The 17,155-nt window shown below is 66.2% G+C and carries 15 protein-coding genes; 5 read left to right on the forward strand and 10 right to left on the reverse strand.

All coding sequences use genetic code 11. The annotated features are described in order from the left end of the window. The first annotated feature begins 51 nt into the window (after nucleotides 1-51). Nucleotides 52-903 carry a YdcF family protein gene (locus tag F8O09_RS09855; RefSeq protein ID WP_158055165.1) on the forward strand — a complete coding sequence of 284 codons (852 nt, stop codon included), beginning with the start codon at nucleotides 52-54 and terminating at the stop codon, nucleotides 901-903. A gap of 178 nt (nucleotides 904-1,081) precedes the next feature. Further along, a complete protein-coding gene (locus tag F8O09_RS09860; RefSeq protein WP_158055246.1) occupies nucleotides 1,082-2,782 on the forward strand; it encodes a long-chain-fatty-acid--CoA ligase in 1,701 nt (566 codons plus the stop codon). 10 nt (nucleotides 2,783-2,792) lie between these two features. Here F8O09_RS09860 and rdgB read toward each other — a convergent pair whose 3' ends face one another. Continuing rightward, nucleotides 2,793-3,404, reverse strand: a complete 612-nt coding sequence (gene rdgB / locus F8O09_RS09865) for an RdgB/HAM1 family non-canonical purine NTP pyrophosphatase (protein WP_158055166.1) — start codon at nucleotides 3,402-3,404, stop codon at nucleotides 2,793-2,795. A 95-nt stretch (nucleotides 3,405-3,499) separates the two neighbouring features. On the opposite strand from rdgB, the gene F8O09_RS09870 reads away from it, so the two are divergent. Then, complete coding sequence (locus F8O09_RS09870; protein ID WP_158032045.1) at nucleotides 3,500-4,831, forward strand: nicotinate phosphoribosyltransferase; 1,332 nt, start codon at nucleotides 3,500-3,502, stop codon at nucleotides 4,829-4,831. A 59-nt stretch (nucleotides 4,832-4,890) separates the two neighbouring features. Here F8O09_RS09870 and F8O09_RS09875 read toward each other — a convergent pair whose 3' ends face one another. Further along, nucleotides 4,891-5,184, reverse strand: coding sequence for a DUF3039 domain-containing protein (locus F8O09_RS09875; RefSeq protein WP_158037296.1), 294 nt, complete (start codon nucleotides 5,182-5,184; stop codon nucleotides 4,891-4,893). 46 nt (nucleotides 5,185-5,230) lie between these two features. Beyond that, complete coding sequence (locus F8O09_RS09880; RefSeq protein WP_158055167.1) at nucleotides 5,231-6,844, reverse strand: S1C family serine protease; 1,614 nt, start codon at nucleotides 6,842-6,844, stop codon at nucleotides 5,231-5,233. Nucleotides 6,845-6,949: 105 nt separating this feature from the next. Between F8O09_RS09880 and F8O09_RS09885 the strand changes: the two genes are divergently transcribed. After that, entirely contained in the window at nucleotides 6,950-8,179 is a 1,230-nt protein-coding gene (locus F8O09_RS09885; protein WP_158055168.1) for an aminotransferase class I/II-fold pyridoxal phosphate-dependent enzyme, read from the forward strand. On the opposite strand, the gene F8O09_RS09890 is transcribed toward F8O09_RS09885, so the two are convergent. The 3 genes from F8O09_RS09890 to gluQRS form a co-directional block, all read right to left on the reverse strand. Then, entirely contained in the window at nucleotides 8,159-9,022 is an 864-nt protein-coding gene (locus F8O09_RS09890) for a carbon-nitrogen hydrolase family protein (RefSeq protein ID WP_225732988.1), read from the reverse strand. The two genes, F8O09_RS09885 and F8O09_RS09890, sit on opposite strands and share 21 nt — an antisense overlap. 115 nt (nucleotides 9,023-9,137) lie before the next feature. Beyond that, entirely contained in the window at nucleotides 9,138-10,568 is a 1,431-nt protein-coding gene (locus F8O09_RS09895; protein WP_225732989.1) for a dipeptidase, read from the reverse strand. A gap of 55 nt (nucleotides 10,569-10,623) precedes the next feature. Further along, nucleotides 10,624-11,583: a tRNA glutamyl-Q(34) synthetase GluQRS gene (gene gluQRS / locus F8O09_RS09900; RefSeq protein WP_158055169.1), complete on the reverse strand. Its 960-nt coding sequence runs from the start codon at nucleotides 11,581-11,583 to the stop codon at nucleotides 10,624-10,626. An 88-nt stretch (nucleotides 11,584-11,671) separates the two neighbouring features. Between gluQRS and pnuC the strand changes: the two genes are divergently transcribed. Further along, complete coding sequence (gene pnuC / locus F8O09_RS09905; protein WP_225733001.1) at nucleotides 11,672-12,478, forward strand: nicotinamide riboside transporter PnuC; 807 nt, start codon at nucleotides 11,672-11,674, stop codon at nucleotides 12,476-12,478. Nucleotides 12,479-12,624: 146 nt separating this feature from the next. On the opposite strand, the gene F8O09_RS09910 is transcribed toward pnuC, so the two are convergent. The 4 genes from F8O09_RS09910 to F8O09_RS09925 all read right to left on the reverse strand — a co-directional run bounded on the left by F8O09_RS09910 (nucleotide 12,625) and on the right by F8O09_RS09925 (nucleotide 17,068). Further along, nucleotides 12,625-14,241 (reverse strand): cation acetate symporter, encoded by a 1,617-nt coding sequence (locus F8O09_RS09910; protein WP_158032051.1) that lies wholly within the window; start codon nucleotides 14,239-14,241, stop codon nucleotides 12,625-12,627. A 3-nt stretch (nucleotides 14,242-14,244) separates the two neighbouring features. Next, a complete protein-coding gene (locus F8O09_RS09915) occupies nucleotides 14,245-14,613 on the reverse strand; it encodes a DUF485 domain-containing protein (protein ID WP_192496756.1) in 369 nt (122 codons plus the stop codon). Nucleotides 14,614-14,756: 143 nt separating this feature from the next. Further along, a complete protein-coding gene (locus F8O09_RS09920; RefSeq protein WP_225732990.1) occupies nucleotides 14,757-15,761 on the reverse strand; it encodes a type 1 glutamine amidotransferase in 1,005 nt (334 codons plus the stop codon). Nucleotides 15,762-15,766: 5 nt separating this feature from the next. Beyond that, the gene (locus F8O09_RS09925; RefSeq protein ID WP_158055171.1) at nucleotides 15,767-17,068 is read right to left on the reverse strand and encodes a Mur ligase family protein; all 1,302 of its coding nucleotides are present in this window, start codon (nucleotides 17,066-17,068) and stop codon (nucleotides 15,767-15,769) included. Nucleotides 17,069-17,155: the final 87 nt, after the last annotated feature.

Here is a 17,155-nt window from a genome sequence, read left to right on the forward strand (position 1 = left end):
GGTGCGCCCGCAGGCGAGAGCGACAGCGGCTCTCCGATTCTCGGCTGGGTCATGCTCTCTCTGCTGGGAGCGATGCTGCTGATGGTGCTGGTGCTGACCCTCTACCTCATCGTCAACGGTCTCACCATGCTGCGACGCGAGCAGCGCACACTCGCCAATCTGCTGTCGCTGGCGACCGGCCTCGCGATGCTGGCATACACCGCAGCCTGCGTCGCTGCCGTTCTGGCTCAGAGCCAGTGGACGATGATCTGGCTGATTCTGCTGCTGCCGCCGATCGGCTACGTGGCCTTCGCATTCACCGCCTATCTGCTCTACTCGCTGGTCTACGCCTCCGTGGCGTGGCATCGCTCCGAGCGTGCGGCCGCGGTGATCGTCTTGGGCGCCGGTCTGCGCGACGGCGAGGTCACTCCCCTGATCGAACAGCGCATTCGTGCCGGCCTCAGGGTGCGCGAGCGCTGCCTGAAGCACGATGGGCGGGCCCCGCTGATGGTGGCGTCGGGCGGGCAGGGGCCTGACGAGCCACGCAGCGAGGCGGATGCCATGGCTGAGCGGCTGCGGGCGCTCGGCGTGCCTGATGATCAGATCGCGATCGAAGACCGTTCCCGCACCACAGAGCAGAACCTGCGGTTCTCCCAAGACCTGCTGCAGGCACGCGACGTACGCGGCCCCCTCGTGGCGACCACCAGCGACTACCATGCGTTTCGTGCCGCAATGCTGCTGCGCCGTCTGGGCATCCCAGGGCAGGCAGTCGGCGGCCACACGGCTCGCTACTATCGCCCCAGCGCCACGATCCGTGAGTTCATCGCCGTGCTGCGCGACAGTCTGGCGCTCAACGTCACGATGCTCGGGCTGCTCGCGCTGCCGATGCTCGTCGGCGCGGTCGTTGCAATCTTCCGACTCTGATTCGCCGAAGGCTCCTCACACGACGACTTTGGAGGTAATCTCCGAACACAGACCGTCGTTTCTGTGCAAAGACAGGAATCTCACAAGTTGTGCCCCGATACTCTGAAAGCAGGTCGACGTCAGCGGAGACGCCCAGTCCCCGCCTCTTCGACACGCACATCTGGAGGTATCCGTGACCATGACATCTCGCCCGTGGATCGATTCCTACGCTGAGGGCGTCCCCGCTGACATTCCCGAGCGCTATGACACGCTCTCGCACGCCTTCGAGCGCAGCGTCACGACGTATTCCCAACGAGTCGCCACAGACTTCCTCGGCGGCACGCTCACCTATGCCGACCTCGGCGCCCAGGTGCATGGGCTCGCACAGGCCCTGCTCGACCTCGGCGTGGAGCGCGGAGACCGCGTGGCCCTTGTGATGCCGAACTGCCCGCAGCACGTCGTCGCGTTCTATGCCGTACTGCGCATCGGTGCGGTCGTGGTCGAGCACAACCCGCAGTACACCGCCGCCGAGCTCGGCGCACAGTTCGCCGACCACGGCGCCCGAGTGGCGATCGTGTGGGATTCCGTCGCCGACCTCGTCGCCGGTTTCCCGGCCGACCGTCGCCCCGAGCACCTGATCGCGGTCAACCTCATCGAGGCGCTGCCGCTGCGCTCCCGCCTCGCGCTGCGCCTGCCGATCAGCCGGGCGCGCACGATGCGCGCCGCCCTGTCATCTCCGGGTGAGGCGGCCGTGCTGAGCTTTCACGACCTCACCGAGCTCACCGCGCCGGTCCCTGCCGACTGGCCGATGCCGGCACTCGGCGATCTCGCCGCCCTGCAGTACACCTCTGGCACCACAGGCCGTCCGAAGGCGGCCATGCTGACCCACCGCAATCTGCGTTCGAACGAGCTGATGGGCGAGGCATGGGTGCCGGGCCTGCGGCGCGGCCAAGAGGTCTTCGCCTGCGTGCTCCCTTTCTTCCACGCCTACGGGCTCACCCTCTGCCTCGCCTACGGCATCGCCATGGGCGCGACGCTGGCGCTGCAGCCAAAGTTCGACCTCGACTTGCTGATCGCCGCACAGCGTCGACGGCCCATCACCTTTCTGCCAGCCGTGCCGCCGATCTACGATCGCCTCTGCTCGGCGGCCGAAGCCGGTCGCGTCGATCTGCACTCGGTGCGATTCTCGATCAGCGGTGCCATGACGCTGCACACCGATCTGGTCGACCGCTGGGAGCGTCTCAGCGGCGGGCTGCTCGTCGAGGGCTACGGCATGACCGAGGCGTCTCCGATCATCGCAGGCAATCCGATCGGCCCGAGCCGCCGCCCGGGCACCGTGGGCGTGCCGTTTCCGAGCACCGACATCCGCATCGCCGAGATTGACGACCCGCACGCGGATGCTGCGCCGGGCAGCGAGGGCGAGCTGCTGGTACGCGGCCCGCAGGTCTTCGCCGGCTACTGGCAGCGCCCGGAGCTCACCGCAGAGACACTGATCGACGGCGAGTGGCTGCGCACCGGCGACATCGTGGTGCAGGCCGAAGACGGCTACCTCAGCATCGTCGACCGCAGCAAAGAGCTCATCGTGACCGGCGGCTTCAACGTTTCGCCTTCAGAGGTCGAGGCGGTGCTGTGCACCCATCACGACGTTCGTGCCGCCGCCGTCGTCGGGGAGCGACTTGAGAGCGGCAACGAACGGGTCACCGCAGCTCTGGTGCTGCGCGACGGAGCCGCTCTCGACCGCGAGACGCTGGCGGAGCACTGCCGGCGCACGCTGGCGCGGTACAAGGTGCCGCGCGCGTTCGTCGTGGTCGAGTCTCTGCCGACCTCGATGCTCGGCAAGGTGCTGCGCCGTGCGGTGCGCGAGCAGCTGTTCGCAACGAGCACTCCCGCAGTGAGCTGAACCTTCGGGTTCAGGCTCCGAACTCGTCACGCAGAATCGGCACCAGCGCCCGAAAGGCGCGGGCGCGATGCGAGAGCGAGTTCTTCTCGTCGGCGCTGAGCTCTGCCGACGAGCGGTGCTCGCCGCGCGGCAGGAAGATCGGATCGTAGCCGAAGCCGCCGTCGCCGCGCTCGTCACGCAGCAGACTGCCCGGCCAGCGCCCGATGACGGTGTGCTCCCGCTGGGGCAGCCCTGCCTCTGAGGGAATCACCAGCGCGATGGCGCAGACGAACTCGGCTGCACGATGCTCGTCGGGGACGTCGGCGAGCTGCTGCAGCAGGAGTCGACGGTTGAACTCGTCGCCGGCCTGTGTTCCTCCCCAGCGCGCAGAGAAAATGCCGGGCGACCCGCCCAGCACGTCGACGGCGATGCCGCTGTCGTCGGCGAACGTGGGTCTCCCGTCGTGACGGGCGGCGGCCCGGGCTTTGATCAGCGCGTTCTCTTCGAAGGTGACCCCGCTCTCGACGGGTTCAGGCCCCTCGTACGACTCGACTTCGGCGCCAGGCAGTGCCTGAGCGACGATGCGGCGAAACTCTGTGAGCTTGTGCGCGTTGTGACTGGCGAGAATCAATGACTGGCCCATGCGGCCAATTGTCTCACGGGCCGATGTCCAGGCACGACGAGAACGCTCCCCAAAATACATGTCTGAACAGGTGCACTTGCGTGTAGAGTGACTTCATGCGCACCACGAACGTGTCTTCCATCACCACGGCGGCATCGACCGCTCTGCTCACCGACCGTTACGAGCTCACCATGCTCGACGCAGCCCTGCACGACGGCACCGCAGACGTCCCGAGTCTGTTCGAGCTCTTCGCGCGCCGCCTGCCGAACGGGCGACGATACGGCGTGGTTGCCGGCACCGGTCGCCTGCTCGAAGCGGTGCGTGACTTCCGCTTCACCGACGAACAGCTGCGCTTTCTGCGCGATGGCAAAGTGGTGCGCCCCGATACCGTCGACTGGCTGGCCGACTACCGTTTCGACGGCAACGCCTTCGGCTATCGCGAGGGCGAGCTCTACTTCAACCACTCTCCCCTGCTGACCTTCGAGACCGACTTCGCTCACGGCGTCGTGCTCGAGACTCTGGCGCTGAGCGTATACAACTACGACTCCGCCGTCGCGAGCGCCGCCAGCCGCATGTTCACCGCAGCCCACGGGCGCCCACTCGCCGAGATGGGCTCGCGACGCATGAACGAGATCGCGGCCGTCGCCGGCACTCGTGCCGCCTACATCGCCGGTTTCGCGGCCAGCTCCAACCTCGAGGCGGGACGCCGCTGGGGCATCCCCACGATGGGCACCGCTGCCCACGCCTGGACGCTGCTGCACGACAGCGAGGAGGCGGCGTTCCGTGCGCAGATCGAAGCGATGGGCGTCGATACGACGCTGCTCGTCGACACCTACGACATCACACAGGGTGTCGAGACCGCGGTGCGCGTCGCCGGGCCGAAGCTCGGCGGGGTGCGCATCGACTCCGGAGACCTCTCAAGCACGGTCGCCGCGGTTCGTCAGCAGCTCGACAGCCTCGGCGCCACCGAGACGAAGATCACCGTCACGAACGATCTGGACGAATACGCGCTCGCCGCGCTGCAGGCGTGCCCGGTCGACAGCTACGGCGTGGGCACGTCGGTGCTGACCGGTTCAGGGCATCCCACAGCAGGCATGGTCTACAAACTGACCAGCCGACAGAACGCCGACGGCTCCTGGACACCGGTGCAGAAGACCAGTGCAGGCAAGGCGCACCAAGGCGGGCGCAAGGATGCCGCACGTCGGATCAACGCGCGAGGGCGCGCAACAGCCGAGATCATCGCGGTCGAGAAGTCTGCGGCCCGCGACGCGAACGACCGTTCGCTGCTGGTGCCGCTGATCACGAAGGGCGAGGCCAATCAGGCGTACGTCGGGGTGAACGGCACACGCGCTGCGCGCGAACACCACCAAGAGGTGCTGCAGGAGCTGCCGGCCAACGGTCGCCGTCTCTCGAAGGGCGACCCGGCCATCCCCAGCCTTTTCGAGTAGCCAGCCTTTTCGAGCAGCCGGTCTCTACGAGTGACCGCTGACGCGACAGAGGTCAGCGGTCACTCGTCGCGCATACGCTCGTAGATCTCTTTGCACTCAGGGCAGACCGGAAACTTGCTCGGGTCGCGCCCGGGCGTCCAGATCTTGCCGCACAGCGCGCGCACCGGAGTGCCGTTGACGGCCGACTCCATGATCTTCTCTTTCTGCACATAGTGTGCGAAGCGATCGTGGTCGCCGTCTTCTTCGAGCTCCTGCATCTCACGCTCGAGCACGGCGACGCTGCCCGAGTCGAACTCACGCTCGAGCTCGCGCAGCGGATCGTCGTCTCCAGAGTGATCCGTGATCGACGTCATGATCGGTTCCTTCCGTCCGAGCCGTGCTCGCCTCGGCCGGACTTCGTCATTGCGCCGAAGCCTCAAGGGTGATCTCGGTGCTCTGCGTCTGGCCGTTGCGCACGTACTCAACCGTGATCTTAGTGCCGGGACCGTTCTGACGCACAGTGCCGATGAGGTGCGACGAACTTGTGATGCGCACGTCGTCGACCTTGGTGATGATGTCGCCCGCACGCAGACCGGCCTGATCTGCAGGCCCTCCACTGGTCACATCCTTGATCAGAGCGCCGGTGGCGCCGTCCTGGGCCGTGGCGCTGCTGACCGTCGCGCCCAGCTGCCCGTGCTCTGCCTTGCCGCTCGCCATGAGCTCGCCGGTCACACGCTTGACGACGTTGGCCGGAATCGCGAACCCCAGGCCGATGCTGCCTGACGAGCTCGACTGCCCGGACGAACTCGTGGCGGTGGCGATCGCCACGTTGAGCCCGATCAGCTCGCCGGCATCGTTCACCAGCGGCCCGCCCGAGTTGCCGGGGTTGATCGCCGCATCGGTCTGGATCACGGACAGATAGATCGAGTTGTCTGCCGCCGACGAGCTGCCGCTCTGCGAGCGAGGCTGCTGCTGCTGACTGCCGCCGCCTGAGCCGAAGTTGTTCCAGAAGTCGAAGCCGTTTCCCTGATCGGTGCTGCCGTCTTCGCCCTCGTTTCCGTCCTGAGCAGCCGACGAGCTCAGCGAGATCGCACGATTGAGCGCCGAGACGATACCGCTGGTGACGGTGTTCTGCAGCCCCTGCGGGGCGCCGATGGCCACCGCCGTGTCGCCGACGTTGAGCTTGGCCGAGTCGGCGATGGTGATCGGGGTCAGTGCCGGCGGGTTCTTGATCTGGATGACGGCGAGGTCAGTGGTCGGATCGAGCCCCACGACTGACGCCTCGTAGATGCTGCCGTCGCTCAGTGTGACGCTGAGCTGCGCCTTCGACGACGCGCCGTCGAGGGTGACCACGTGCGTGTTCGTCACGATGTGGCCGGAGTTGTCGAGCACGACCCCCGAGCCGGTGCCGGACTCGCTGCCGGTGGTGGCCGAGATCGTAACCACCGAGGGGCTCGCCTTCGCAGCCGCGGCGGTGATCTGTGTCACACTCTGCGGGTTGTTGATCGTGACGTTCGAGCTGCCCGAGCTGGCGCTCACCGAAGGCTCACCATGATTCGAGACCTGCCAGCCGATGGCGGCACCTGTGCCGCCGCCGACCAGCGCCGAGACGAGCGCCGCGATGCCGACCACTTTGGCGATCGAACCGCCGCTGCGCTTCGCGGTGCCGGGTTGGCCGTCTGCACCGTCGACAGAGCCGCCGTTGAGACCGTCTCCGCCGCCGAAGCCGCCACCGGCAGACGCGCTCGGATCGTTCAGCGGCTGGGTCGGGTACGCTTCGGTCGGAAACCGCTGCGTCTGCTGCTCTGGGTATTGCGGCGTCTGAGCCGTCGGCTGCGCCGGTGCGCCGGCAGAGTCCGACTGCCCCGGTGCGAAGACCGGTGCAGAAGTCGGCGGCGCAGCATAGACCGGGGGCAGCGGAGTGGTCGGCTGCTCGGAGAACGGCTGGCGAGGGGGAACCTGCTGCGACGCTGCGGCCTCTTGGCGTGCGGGCTCGGCCTGAGGCGACCGAGCGTCCTGATCTTCCGGAGTCATAAGAATCGTTCCTCTCGTACATACCCACCGTGCACCTGCATGTTATGAAGCGCCTGTGTCAAAGCTGAGCAAAATCCTGTTGCGACCGAGTCTAGAGTTATGGCCATGACTTCACACGAGGATTGCGCCCCGCACGAGGAGCGCACACAGCCCTGGCGACACGTTGCGGCAGCGGTCGGTCTGCTGAATGACAAAGGCCAACCGGCTCCGACGGTCTTCGCAGAGATGACCAATCTCGCAATCGAGACCGGCTCCGTCAACCTCGGTCAGGGCTTCCCCGATGCTTCTGGCCCGCAGATCGTGCTCGACGTGGCCCGGCAGGCGATCGCCGACGGCGTGAACCAGTACGCGCCGGGCCCAGGCCTCGCCGACCTTCGTCTCGCCGTCGCCGAGCATCAACAACGCTTCTACGGTCTCGACGTCGACCCCGACAGCGAGGTGCTGATCACCACAGGCGCCACCGAGGCGCTGGCAGCGACGCTGCTCGCACTGACCGGCCCCGGTGACGAGGTCATCACGCTCGAGCCCTGCTACGACGCATACACCGCTCTCATCGCCATGGCCGGCGCGCGTCAAGTGCGCGTGCCCCTGACGCCGCCCACATTCGATCTCGACCTCGACCGACTCGAGCAGGCGTTCTCCGAACGCACCCGCGTCATCCTGTTGAACAACCCCCACAACCCGACCGGCACCGTGATCGGTCGTGCCGCGCTGACCCGCATCGTCGAGCTGGCCGAGCGCTTCGACGCTTTGATCGTCACCGACGAGGTCTACGAGCACCTGGTCTTCGACGATGCCCGGCACACCAGCATCGCGCAGATTCCAGGAGCCTCCGACCGTTCGATCACGGTCTCATCTGCTGGCAAGACGTTCTCAGTGACTGGGTGGAAGATCGGCTGGCTGACCGCTCCTGCTCATCTGCGCCAAGCGGTGCAGACGGTGAAACAGTTCCTGACGTTCACCACCGGCGCACCGTTCCAGCCTGCTGTCGCGACCGGCCTGCGGCTGCCCAACAGCGACTACGAGCAGATACGATGCGGGCTGCAGCACGGCCGCGACATCCTGCATGGCGGACTCGTCGCAGCTGGGTTCGACAGCAGCCCCGCCGCCGCTTCGTACTTCTGCGTCGCCGACGGGAGCCCCTTGGGATTCGACGATGCGACCGAACTGGCGCGTGTCATGCCCGAACGTTGCGGGGTCGTCGCGATTCCGCTCACTGCCTTCGCAGCGCCCGAGAATGCGGAGCTGTACCGCCCGTATCTGCGGTTCGCATTCAGCAAGCGGGATGCCGTGCTGCAGGATGCCGCCGAGCGCCTAGAGCGACTGCGCGGCTGAGCCGTCGTCTGGAACGACGACGTCGAGGCGGCGCATCTGCAGTGCGGGATTGTTCGCACGCACCTGGGCGATGCGCTCCAGACTGATCTCGGTGCTGAGAAAGGCGCTCTCCGCGCCGGTGGCCGAAAGCACGACGCCCATGGGATCGACGATCAGCGAGCGACCGATGCCGTGTGGGATCGACTGCCCCGCTGCCAGCACATAGACGGTGTTCTCGATGGCACGGGCCTGCACCAGCGTGTTCCAGTGATGCTCTTTCAGCGGGCCGCCCACCCACTGCGAGGGAATCGCCACCAGTTCGACGCCGGCATCGACGATGCGGCGAGTCAGCTCCGGGAACCGCAGGTCATAACAGGTCTGCAGCCCCACTGAGACGCCGTCGACTTCGAACACCGGAGCGCTGCCCTCCAGCGAACCGCGCACCACCCAGTCGGACTCTCTGTGCCCGAACGCGTCGAACAGGTGCACCTTGCTGTACGAACACTCGATGTCTCCGTCTGGGCCGACGGCCACGACGGTGTTCGAGAACTTGTCGGCGACCTCGCTCTCGGCGACGAGTCCCGCCACGATGTGCATTCGATGTTCGCGAGCAAGGCGCCCCAGAGTCGTGACGAAGGGTCCGTCGAGCGATTCTGCGTTGGCGACGTAGTCTGCGCCCAGACGCCCGTTGAAGTACGAGGCGTACTCGGGAAAGACGATCAGTGAGGCGTCACGGTCGGCGGCCTCCTGCACATACATCGTGATCTGCCGCAGGTTCTCCTGTTTGTCGGTCGTCGGGCCGAACTGCCCGGCGGCGATCGTGACGGTGTTGTTCAGCCAGAGTGAGTCCTCCGGAGTGGCCACAGCGATCCTTCCCCACGCCTGCTGCAGGCGCGCACCGGCTCAGTCTATCGGGCAGCGGGACGAGCGCGCGCAGACCCGTGACCGGGCATACTACCCGCAGGCGACGAGCGACGGCTCAGGCGGCGGCGACAGGTCGCGACGCGAGACCTGCGAGAAAGAGCGCCTCGGCGATCGACACCCCTTCGATCTCGCTGGGGGCGACGCTCTCGTTCGGTGCATGAATCGCGGCCGCCGGATCCTCGACGCCGAACAGCGCGATCTCGGCCTCGGGAAAGCGTTCGCTGAGCTCGTTGGTCAGCGGGATCGCACCGCCGCTGCCGGCGAAGACCACGTCGCGCTCGAAGGCTCGGCTGAGCGCGGCTCCGAGCATGCCATAGGCGGGCGTCGTCGTGTCTGCCGCGAAGCCCTCGCCTGTTCCGCCTGAGGTCACGTTCACCTGCACACCCCACGGCGCGACCGCGTAGAGGTGCGCGGCCAGTGCGTCCTGCGCCGCTGACGCCGACATGCCCGGCGGCACGCGCAGGTTCAGACGGGCAGCCGCGTGACCCTGCACCGCGGCCGTCGAGCCGACGACCGAGGGTGCATCGACACCGAGCACCGTCACTGTCGGGCGGGCCCAGAGCTGGTCGGCGACGCTGCCCGAGCCGATCACGTCGACGCCGGGCTCGAGCCCGGCGTCTGTGCGGAACCGCTGTTCGGGGTAGGCGACGCCGTTCCAGTGCTGTGTCGCGTCGATGCCTTCGACAGTGAGGTCTCCGTGCTCGTCTCGCAGTGAGTCGAGCATGCGTATCAGCGCCTGCAGCGCATCTGGCGCAGCACCGCCGAACTGCCCGGAATGCAGAGCGACCGGGAAAGTGTCGACGCTTACTGTGAGGTCGGCGACTCCGCGCAGCGACACCGTCAGCGTCGGCTCACCGGTTGCTGCGTTGCCCGAATCGAGGATGATCATCACGTCTGCGGCGAAGTCTTCGGGGTGCTGGTTCAGGTAGTCGGCAAGTCCGCTGCCGCCTTGTTCCTCCGAGCCCTCGAAGATCACCCGCACACCGATGGGCAGCCCATCGAACTGCTCTCGCAGCGCACGGAGCACGGCCAGATGTGCGACCAGGTTGCCTTTGCAGTCGGCCGCGCCACGCCCGTAGAGTCGTCCGTCGTCGCGTTCGGTGAGCACGAAGGGCGGTGTCTGCCACAGCCCCTCGTCAAGCGGCGGCTGCACATCGTAGTGTCCGTAGAGCAGCACCGTCGGCGCTCCGGCCGGTGCGGGGGCGTGCCCGACGACGGTCTGGCTGCCGTCGACGGTGTCGACGGTGTGTGCGTCGTCGATGCCCGCCTCGCGCAGCTGGGCGAGCAGCCACTGTGCCGCATCACGTGAGTGCTGCCAGTCGAACTGCGCCGGGTCGGCGACCGAAGGAAAGGCCACCAGCTCGCCGAGCTCGGCGAGCGCCCGTGGCTGCTGGGCTCGAACCGCGGCGATCAGCGCGCTGATCGTCGTCTGCGGCAGACCGAGGGCCGCCTCGAGGTCGATGGGCTCATGGCTCTGTTCTGACACGTGCTCTCCTGTTCGCAGACGGATGCGGTGCTTGCGCCTCCATCTTGCCACGCGGTCACGCTGCGTCGGGGCTGACGAACGTCCACGGCTGCAGAGGCAGTGCGACCGGGTCGAAAGTCTCGAGCATGCGTCGCAGCAGAGCCGCCGGCTTCTGGCCTGGGGCCTCTCGTCTGATCTCGGCTTCACTCTCGCCGACATCGACCGCCGTGCCAAGAGAGACTGCGATCCAGCGGAGCACCTCACCGCTCGTGTGACCGGCCGCCTCCAGCCGACGGAGGGTGACCGCGCCGTCCCGCTTGGCCAGTCGCTGCCCTGCGGCATTGACGACCAGCGGCACATGCGCGTATTCGGGCGGGCGCTGCCCCAGCATCCTCGCCAGCATCGCCTGTCTCGGTGCCGAGGACAGCAGGTCGTCGCCGCGCACCACTTGGTCGACACCCGACCATCCATCGTCGACGACCACCGCGAAATTGTAGGCGTAGGCTCCGTCGGCGCGACGCAGCACGAAATCGTCGACCGCTCCGGTGACGTCACCGTGCAGCAGATCGTGCACGCTCTCGACATCGGTGTCGGCACGCAGACGCAGCGCAGGCGGCCGGTCTCGACGTCGACGGATGCGTTCGGCCTCACTGAGCTCTCGGCAGGTTCCCGGGTACTGACCGGGGATGCCATGCGGTGCCCGCACGGCGTCGGCAATCTCACGACGGGTGCAGAAGCACTCGTAGACCAACCCGCGCCGCCGCAGGTCGTCGAGCGCCGCATCGAACCGATCGAGGTGTTCGGACTGCACTGAGATCGGCCCGTCCCAGTCCAGGCCGAGGCGGCCGAGATCGTCGATCTGCGGCTGAGGGTCACGCGAGCGCTGACGGTCGAGGTCTTCGACGCGCAGCATGAAACGGCGGCCGGTCGAGCGCGCGAAGAGCCACGCGAGCACGGCGGTGCGCAGGTTGCCGATGTGCAGGTCTCCGCTGGGACTCGGCGCATAGCGGCCGCAGCCAGCGGAATGAGCGAACATGGAACTCACGGTAGCAGTCGATCTGCCGCGAGCCGCCCGGTGTAGCATGGCGCTCGGCATTCGGCTCGGAAAGGCGACAGTGTCTCTCATCGACAGCATCTCTTGGCTCTACAACGCAACGATTCCACTGGGCGACCTCAAACCCCTGGTGCTGCGCGAGGTCGTGGGCAACGTGTTCGGTCTGGCCAGCGCCCTCGGAGGCATGCGTCGCAGAGTGTGGGCATGGCCGGTGGGCATCATCGGCAATGCCCTGCTCTTCTCAGTCTTTCTGGGCGCGATTCTGTCGCATGGTGAGGCAGCGACCCTGCTGGGGCAGGCCGGACGGCAGATCATGTTCATCGCCGTCTCGATCTGGGGCTGGCGGCAGTGGCATCAGAGCTCACGCCAGCGCAGACCGGCCTCGGCGAGTGCGGAGACCGGGCCCAGCGGGACCAGTGCTGCGGAGGCGGCGAGTCTGGTCGGACAGGCAGTGTCGACCGACCGACTGCGCGTTGGCACGCCGACAGGAGCCGACGCCGAGCACAGCACAAAGCCCCACGGCGAGGCCGGGGTGTCGCCGGTATGGGCCACCGCACGTCAGCGCGCCGTCTTGGTGACCCTGATGGTGGTGGGCACGATCGCACTGACTCCGCTGTTCCGGCTGCTTGGGTCGTATGAGCCGGTGTGGGCCGATGCCTGGACGTTCGTCGGGTCTCTGCTGGCGACCTACGGGATGGCTCGCCGCTGGGTCGAGTTCTGGCTGATCTGGGTGGCGGTCGACGTCGTCGGGGTGCCCCTGCTGCTGAGCGCCGGATACTATGCGACCGCAGTGATGTACATCTTCTATGGAGTATTCACCCTGACGGGATTCTTCGTCTGGCGTCGGGTCGATCGACGCCGTCGCCTCTCCCACTGAGTCATGCGAACGGCCGAAAGGGTCGAGAACCGGCTCTCGCCTGCACTCACCGAACCCGGCAGGCACGCAGCAGGGGCGCAACACCCGTCTTGCACGGCTGCTGCGCCCCTGCTGTCTCACGCGATCATGCGATCACGCGTCTGCGATCAGTGTTCGACCGCGCCCTCAGCACCGAAGCCGGTGAGGGATCGCACGTCCATCTCGGCCTCGAGCTTGGGATCTTCTTTCTCTTTGGCCGGGATGACGGATCCGAGCCAGCCGAGGAAGAAGCCCGCTGGGATCGAGATGATGCCTGGGTTCTCAAGCGGGAACCAGGCGAAGTTCACGCCGTCTCCCAGCATCGACGTGGACGTTCCGCTCATCACCGGAGAGAAGATGATCAGCAGCAGCGTGACGATGAGACCGCCGTACATGCTCCAGACCGCGCCTCGGGTGGTGAAGCCCTTCCAGAAGAGCGAGAACACGATCGTCGGCAGGTTGGCGCTGGCCGCCACGGCGAAGGCGAGCGCGACGAGGAACGCCACGTTCTGCCCCTGTGCGCCGATGCCGCCCAAGATTGCGAGCACACCAATCACCACGACTGTGTTGCGACCGATCTTGACTTCTGTCTCGGGCGGGACGTGCTGCCCCTTCTTGAGCACGTTGGAGTAGATGTCGTGCGCGAACGAGGCTGCCGCAGTGATCGCCAGGCCGGCCACCACCGCCAGGATCGTCGCGAACGCCACCGCCGAGATGAAGCCCATCAGCAGAGGCCCGCCGAGCTGCATGGCGAGCAGCGGAGCTGCGGAGTTGACACCGCCGGGCGCAGCCTTGATGGTGTCAGGGCCGATCAGGTAGCCGGCACCGTAGCCGAGAACCAGGGTGAAGACGTAGAACAGGCCGATCAGCCAGATCGCCCAGACCACGGATTTTCGGGCCTCTTTGGCGGTGGGAACCGTGTAGAAGCGCATCAGCACGTGTGGCAGACCAGCGGTGCCCAGCACCAGCGCGGCGCCCAGAGAGATGAAGTCGGCCGGGTTTTTGTACTTCAGACCGGGCGCGAGAATGGCTTCGTTGCCGTTCGCCGCCTCGACGGCACGACCCAGCAGCAGGTCGAGGCTGAAGCCGTTGAGTGCCAACACCCAGATCGTCATCGCGCCGGCACCTGCGATCAGCAGGATCGCCTTGATGATCTGCACCCAAGTGGTGCCCTTCATGCCGCCGATCAGCACATAGACGATCATCAGCACGCCGACGATGGTGATGACGATCGACTGCCCGAGTTTGTCGCTGATGCCGAGCAGCAGTGACACCAGACCACCCGCTCCAGCCATCTGCGCCAGCAGATAGAAGAACGTCACCGCCAGCGTGCTGATCGCCGCAGCCATGCGCACGGGACGCTGCTTCAGGCGGAACGACAGCACATCGGCCATCGTGAACTTGCCGGTGTTGCGCATCAGCTCGGCGACGAGCAGCAGCGCGACCAGCCACGCCACCAGGAACCCGATCGAATACAGGAACCCGTCGTAGCCGCTCACGGCGATCGCACCGGTGATGCCCAGAAACGAGGCCGCCGACAGGTAGTCGCCGGCGATGGCCGTACCGTTCTGAGTGCCGCTGAATCCACGGCCTCCGGCGTAGAAGTCGTCAGCCGACTTGTTGCCTCTGCGGCTCACGCGAATCACGATGAACATCGTGACGCCGACGAACAGCATGAAGATGATGATGTTGAGAATCGGGTTGTTCTCGGTCACCGCATTGCTCTGAATCAGCACATCGGTCATGTTCTACTCCCCCTTGCCTGCGGTGACGGTCTGCTCCGCGGCGGTCAGCTCTGCACGCAGGTGCTCCGAGTCTGGGTCAAGCTTGCGGTTGGCGAATGAGACGTACCACATGGTGATCGCGAACGTGGTCACGAACTGTGCCAGCCCCAGTATGATGCCCAAATTGACGTGCCCGAACACGGGCGTGGCCATCAGCTTGGGCTGAGTGATGGCAACGATCACGAATCCGAAGTACCAGATCAACGCCACCAGCAGCACGGGCAGAACGAAGCGACGGTGCTTCTTCTTCAGACTGATGAACTCAGGCGATGCCTGAACTGCGATGTAGTCGATCTCACCTCGTCGTGTGTCGACAAACTCTTTGTTCGCCACGGGGCCTCCTTGCCTCGGCGGTCATTTTCCCTCAATGTACCGAGAGCGATCAGGGGTGGCGAATCGTATACGCGCATCGTATACACGTGGTTCCGTGAGGGGAGACACGCCGTGTCACACGGCGCACTGCTGCCTCAGAGCAGTCAGCGAGGGCGTGTCAGAGCGACCGCGCGAGCCTGTTCGACGTAGGGGTCGTCGACCTCGGGCACCTGCATCATCCCATAGCGGTTCGCAAGCGCCGCTCCGATCAGGTAGTCGGCCAGGCGTGGATTCTTGGGCAGCACTGAGCCATGCAGATAGGTGCCCACCACGTTGGCGACTCGAGCGCCCTCAGTGCCGTCCTGCCCGTTGTTGCCTGCGCCGTGACCGCTGTGCACGGTGCCGAGCGGCTGCACGCCGTCACCGAGAAACGTTTGCCCGCTGTGGTTCTCGAACCCGATGATCGTGCCGAACTGCTCGCTCTCGACCACGACGTTGCCGACCAACCGCTGACTCTCGCCTTTGGTACGAACGTCGAGCACGCCGATGCCCTGCAGCTGCTGGCCGCCGATGGTGTCGAAGCTTCGGCCGAAGAGCTGGTACATGCCGCAGACCAGCAGCATGGGGGTGCCGATGTCGACCATCGCCTGCACCCACTGCTGGCGGTCGAGCAGATCTCGATAGACCTTGGCCTGGCCGGAATCCTGCCCACCGCCGCCGATCACGATGTCAGCTCGACGCGGGAGTGGCCCGCCGACGTGCAGATCGTGCACGCGCGGGACGAATCCCATCCACTCCAGCCGTCGCACCAGCGTCAGGGTGTTGCCCCAGTCACCGTAGATGTTCATCTCGTCTGGGTAGAGCTGCAGGATGTCGACCGGTCGTCCGATGTCTGACCCCGGCGTCACTGAGGTCACCGGTTCGTCCATGAACGAGGTGTCGACAGGCCGGTGCACGACCACTTCGGCAGACGACGGCTTCGGCGCCTCAGCGGGCTCGACGTCGGTTGCCGCCGATTCTGCCTCTGCCTGATCAGACGTCGCAGAAGCGGCCGCGCTCGGCGACCACAGCAGTGCGATCTCTTCGCGATAGATCAGCAGCTCGGTCGTTCGTGCCTCGTTCGCGACGTCGCTGCTCTTCGATGTCTGGTTCTTGGACGGCTGTTTCATGCTCGTCATTCTCCGATCCGAGTCACCGTGGTGTATCGCGCCATCTCGCGACGCAGCTGCAGCATAGCTGTGTAGGTGCAGAAGATACGTGCCGGGTGCCCGCTCGAGTCGGTCAGAAAACCGTCGAGAGCGGCGCTCAGGGCCGGCTCGACGCGATCGGCTGCAACCAGATCGTACTGCAGGCGCAGGGCCATATCCCATGCCCGCACGCCGCTGACCGTGCTGACCCCGCGCTCGCGCAGAGCGCTGAAGTCGACATCCCAGAGCCAGCTCATGTCTCGCCCGTCTGCGTAGTCGTCGTTGATCGCGATCATGACGGCCTCATCGGGGCCGCCGAGCGACCGCAGCGAGGAGCGGAAGCCGGACGGGTTCTTGACCAGGGAGAACCGAACCGGTCTGCCCCCGACGTCGAACGTCTCGCCTCGGCCGAAAGCGGCTTGGACCTGCCCGAGGGCGGCGATCAGCCCCGGGGTGCGCAGCGGATGCGCCTCGGTCGCAGCAGCGCGGGCACCGGCGAGCGCCGCCGCAGCGTTCAGCGCGTTGTGCACGCCGGACAGCTGCAGATCGACCGTGTACCGCTCATCGTCGATGGTATAGACGGCCTGCTGCCCTTTCACCTCGGTGAGCTGCACATCGGCAGGTGCTGTGGGAACGGCCAGAGCCGAGCCGGTGTGCGCGTCACGAGACTCATGCAGGCTGTCGTCGTCGGGAAAGAGCTCGGCAAGCTGATGTGCATAGCCGAAGTAGCGCACCTGCGTCTCAGGGGCGACCTGATCGGCGATGGCCCGCACTCGGGGATCGTCACGGTTCAGCACGACCGTCTCAGTCGTGGCCTGCGCGACCTTCGTCAGCAGCTGCGCCGTGGTGTCGATCTCACCGAAGCGGTCGAGCTGGTCGCGCATCACGTTGAGCAGCACCGAGACCCGTGGTCTCACTTTGTCGATGAAGTGCAGCGCATGAGCCTCGTCGAGCTCGAGCACGGCGATGTCTGCGGCGAGTTCGCCTCGCCAGTCGACCTCGCTGATCAGACTGGCGACCACTCCGCGGGTGAAGTTCGACCCGGATTTGTTGCTGAAGACGCGAAGCCCCTGCGCCGCCAGCAGCTCGACGATCATCTTCGTCGTGGTGGTCTTGCCGTTCGTGCCGCTGACCAAGACCACCCCTTGCGGCAGCTGTCCCAAGGTCTGATCCATGAAATGCGGTGCGAGTCTCTCGACCACATATCCCGGCAGCGCCGAGCCGCCTCCGCGCAGGCGAGCGACCGCCTGAGTCAGGCGACCGATTGCGACGACGACGGGATTGCTCATGGTTCTTCATTGTAGGCGGAGCCGCCGACATCGCCTCGGCGACTTCCCCGGTTTCCCGATTACTCCGCGTCGTTTCGTACGAACCGC

Origin of the sequence: Pseudoclavibacter sp. CFCC 11306 (assembly GCF_008831235.1) — a bacterium.
Taxonomy (GTDB): Bacteria; Actinomycetota; Actinomycetes; order Actinomycetales; family Microbacteriaceae; genus Pseudoclavibacter_A.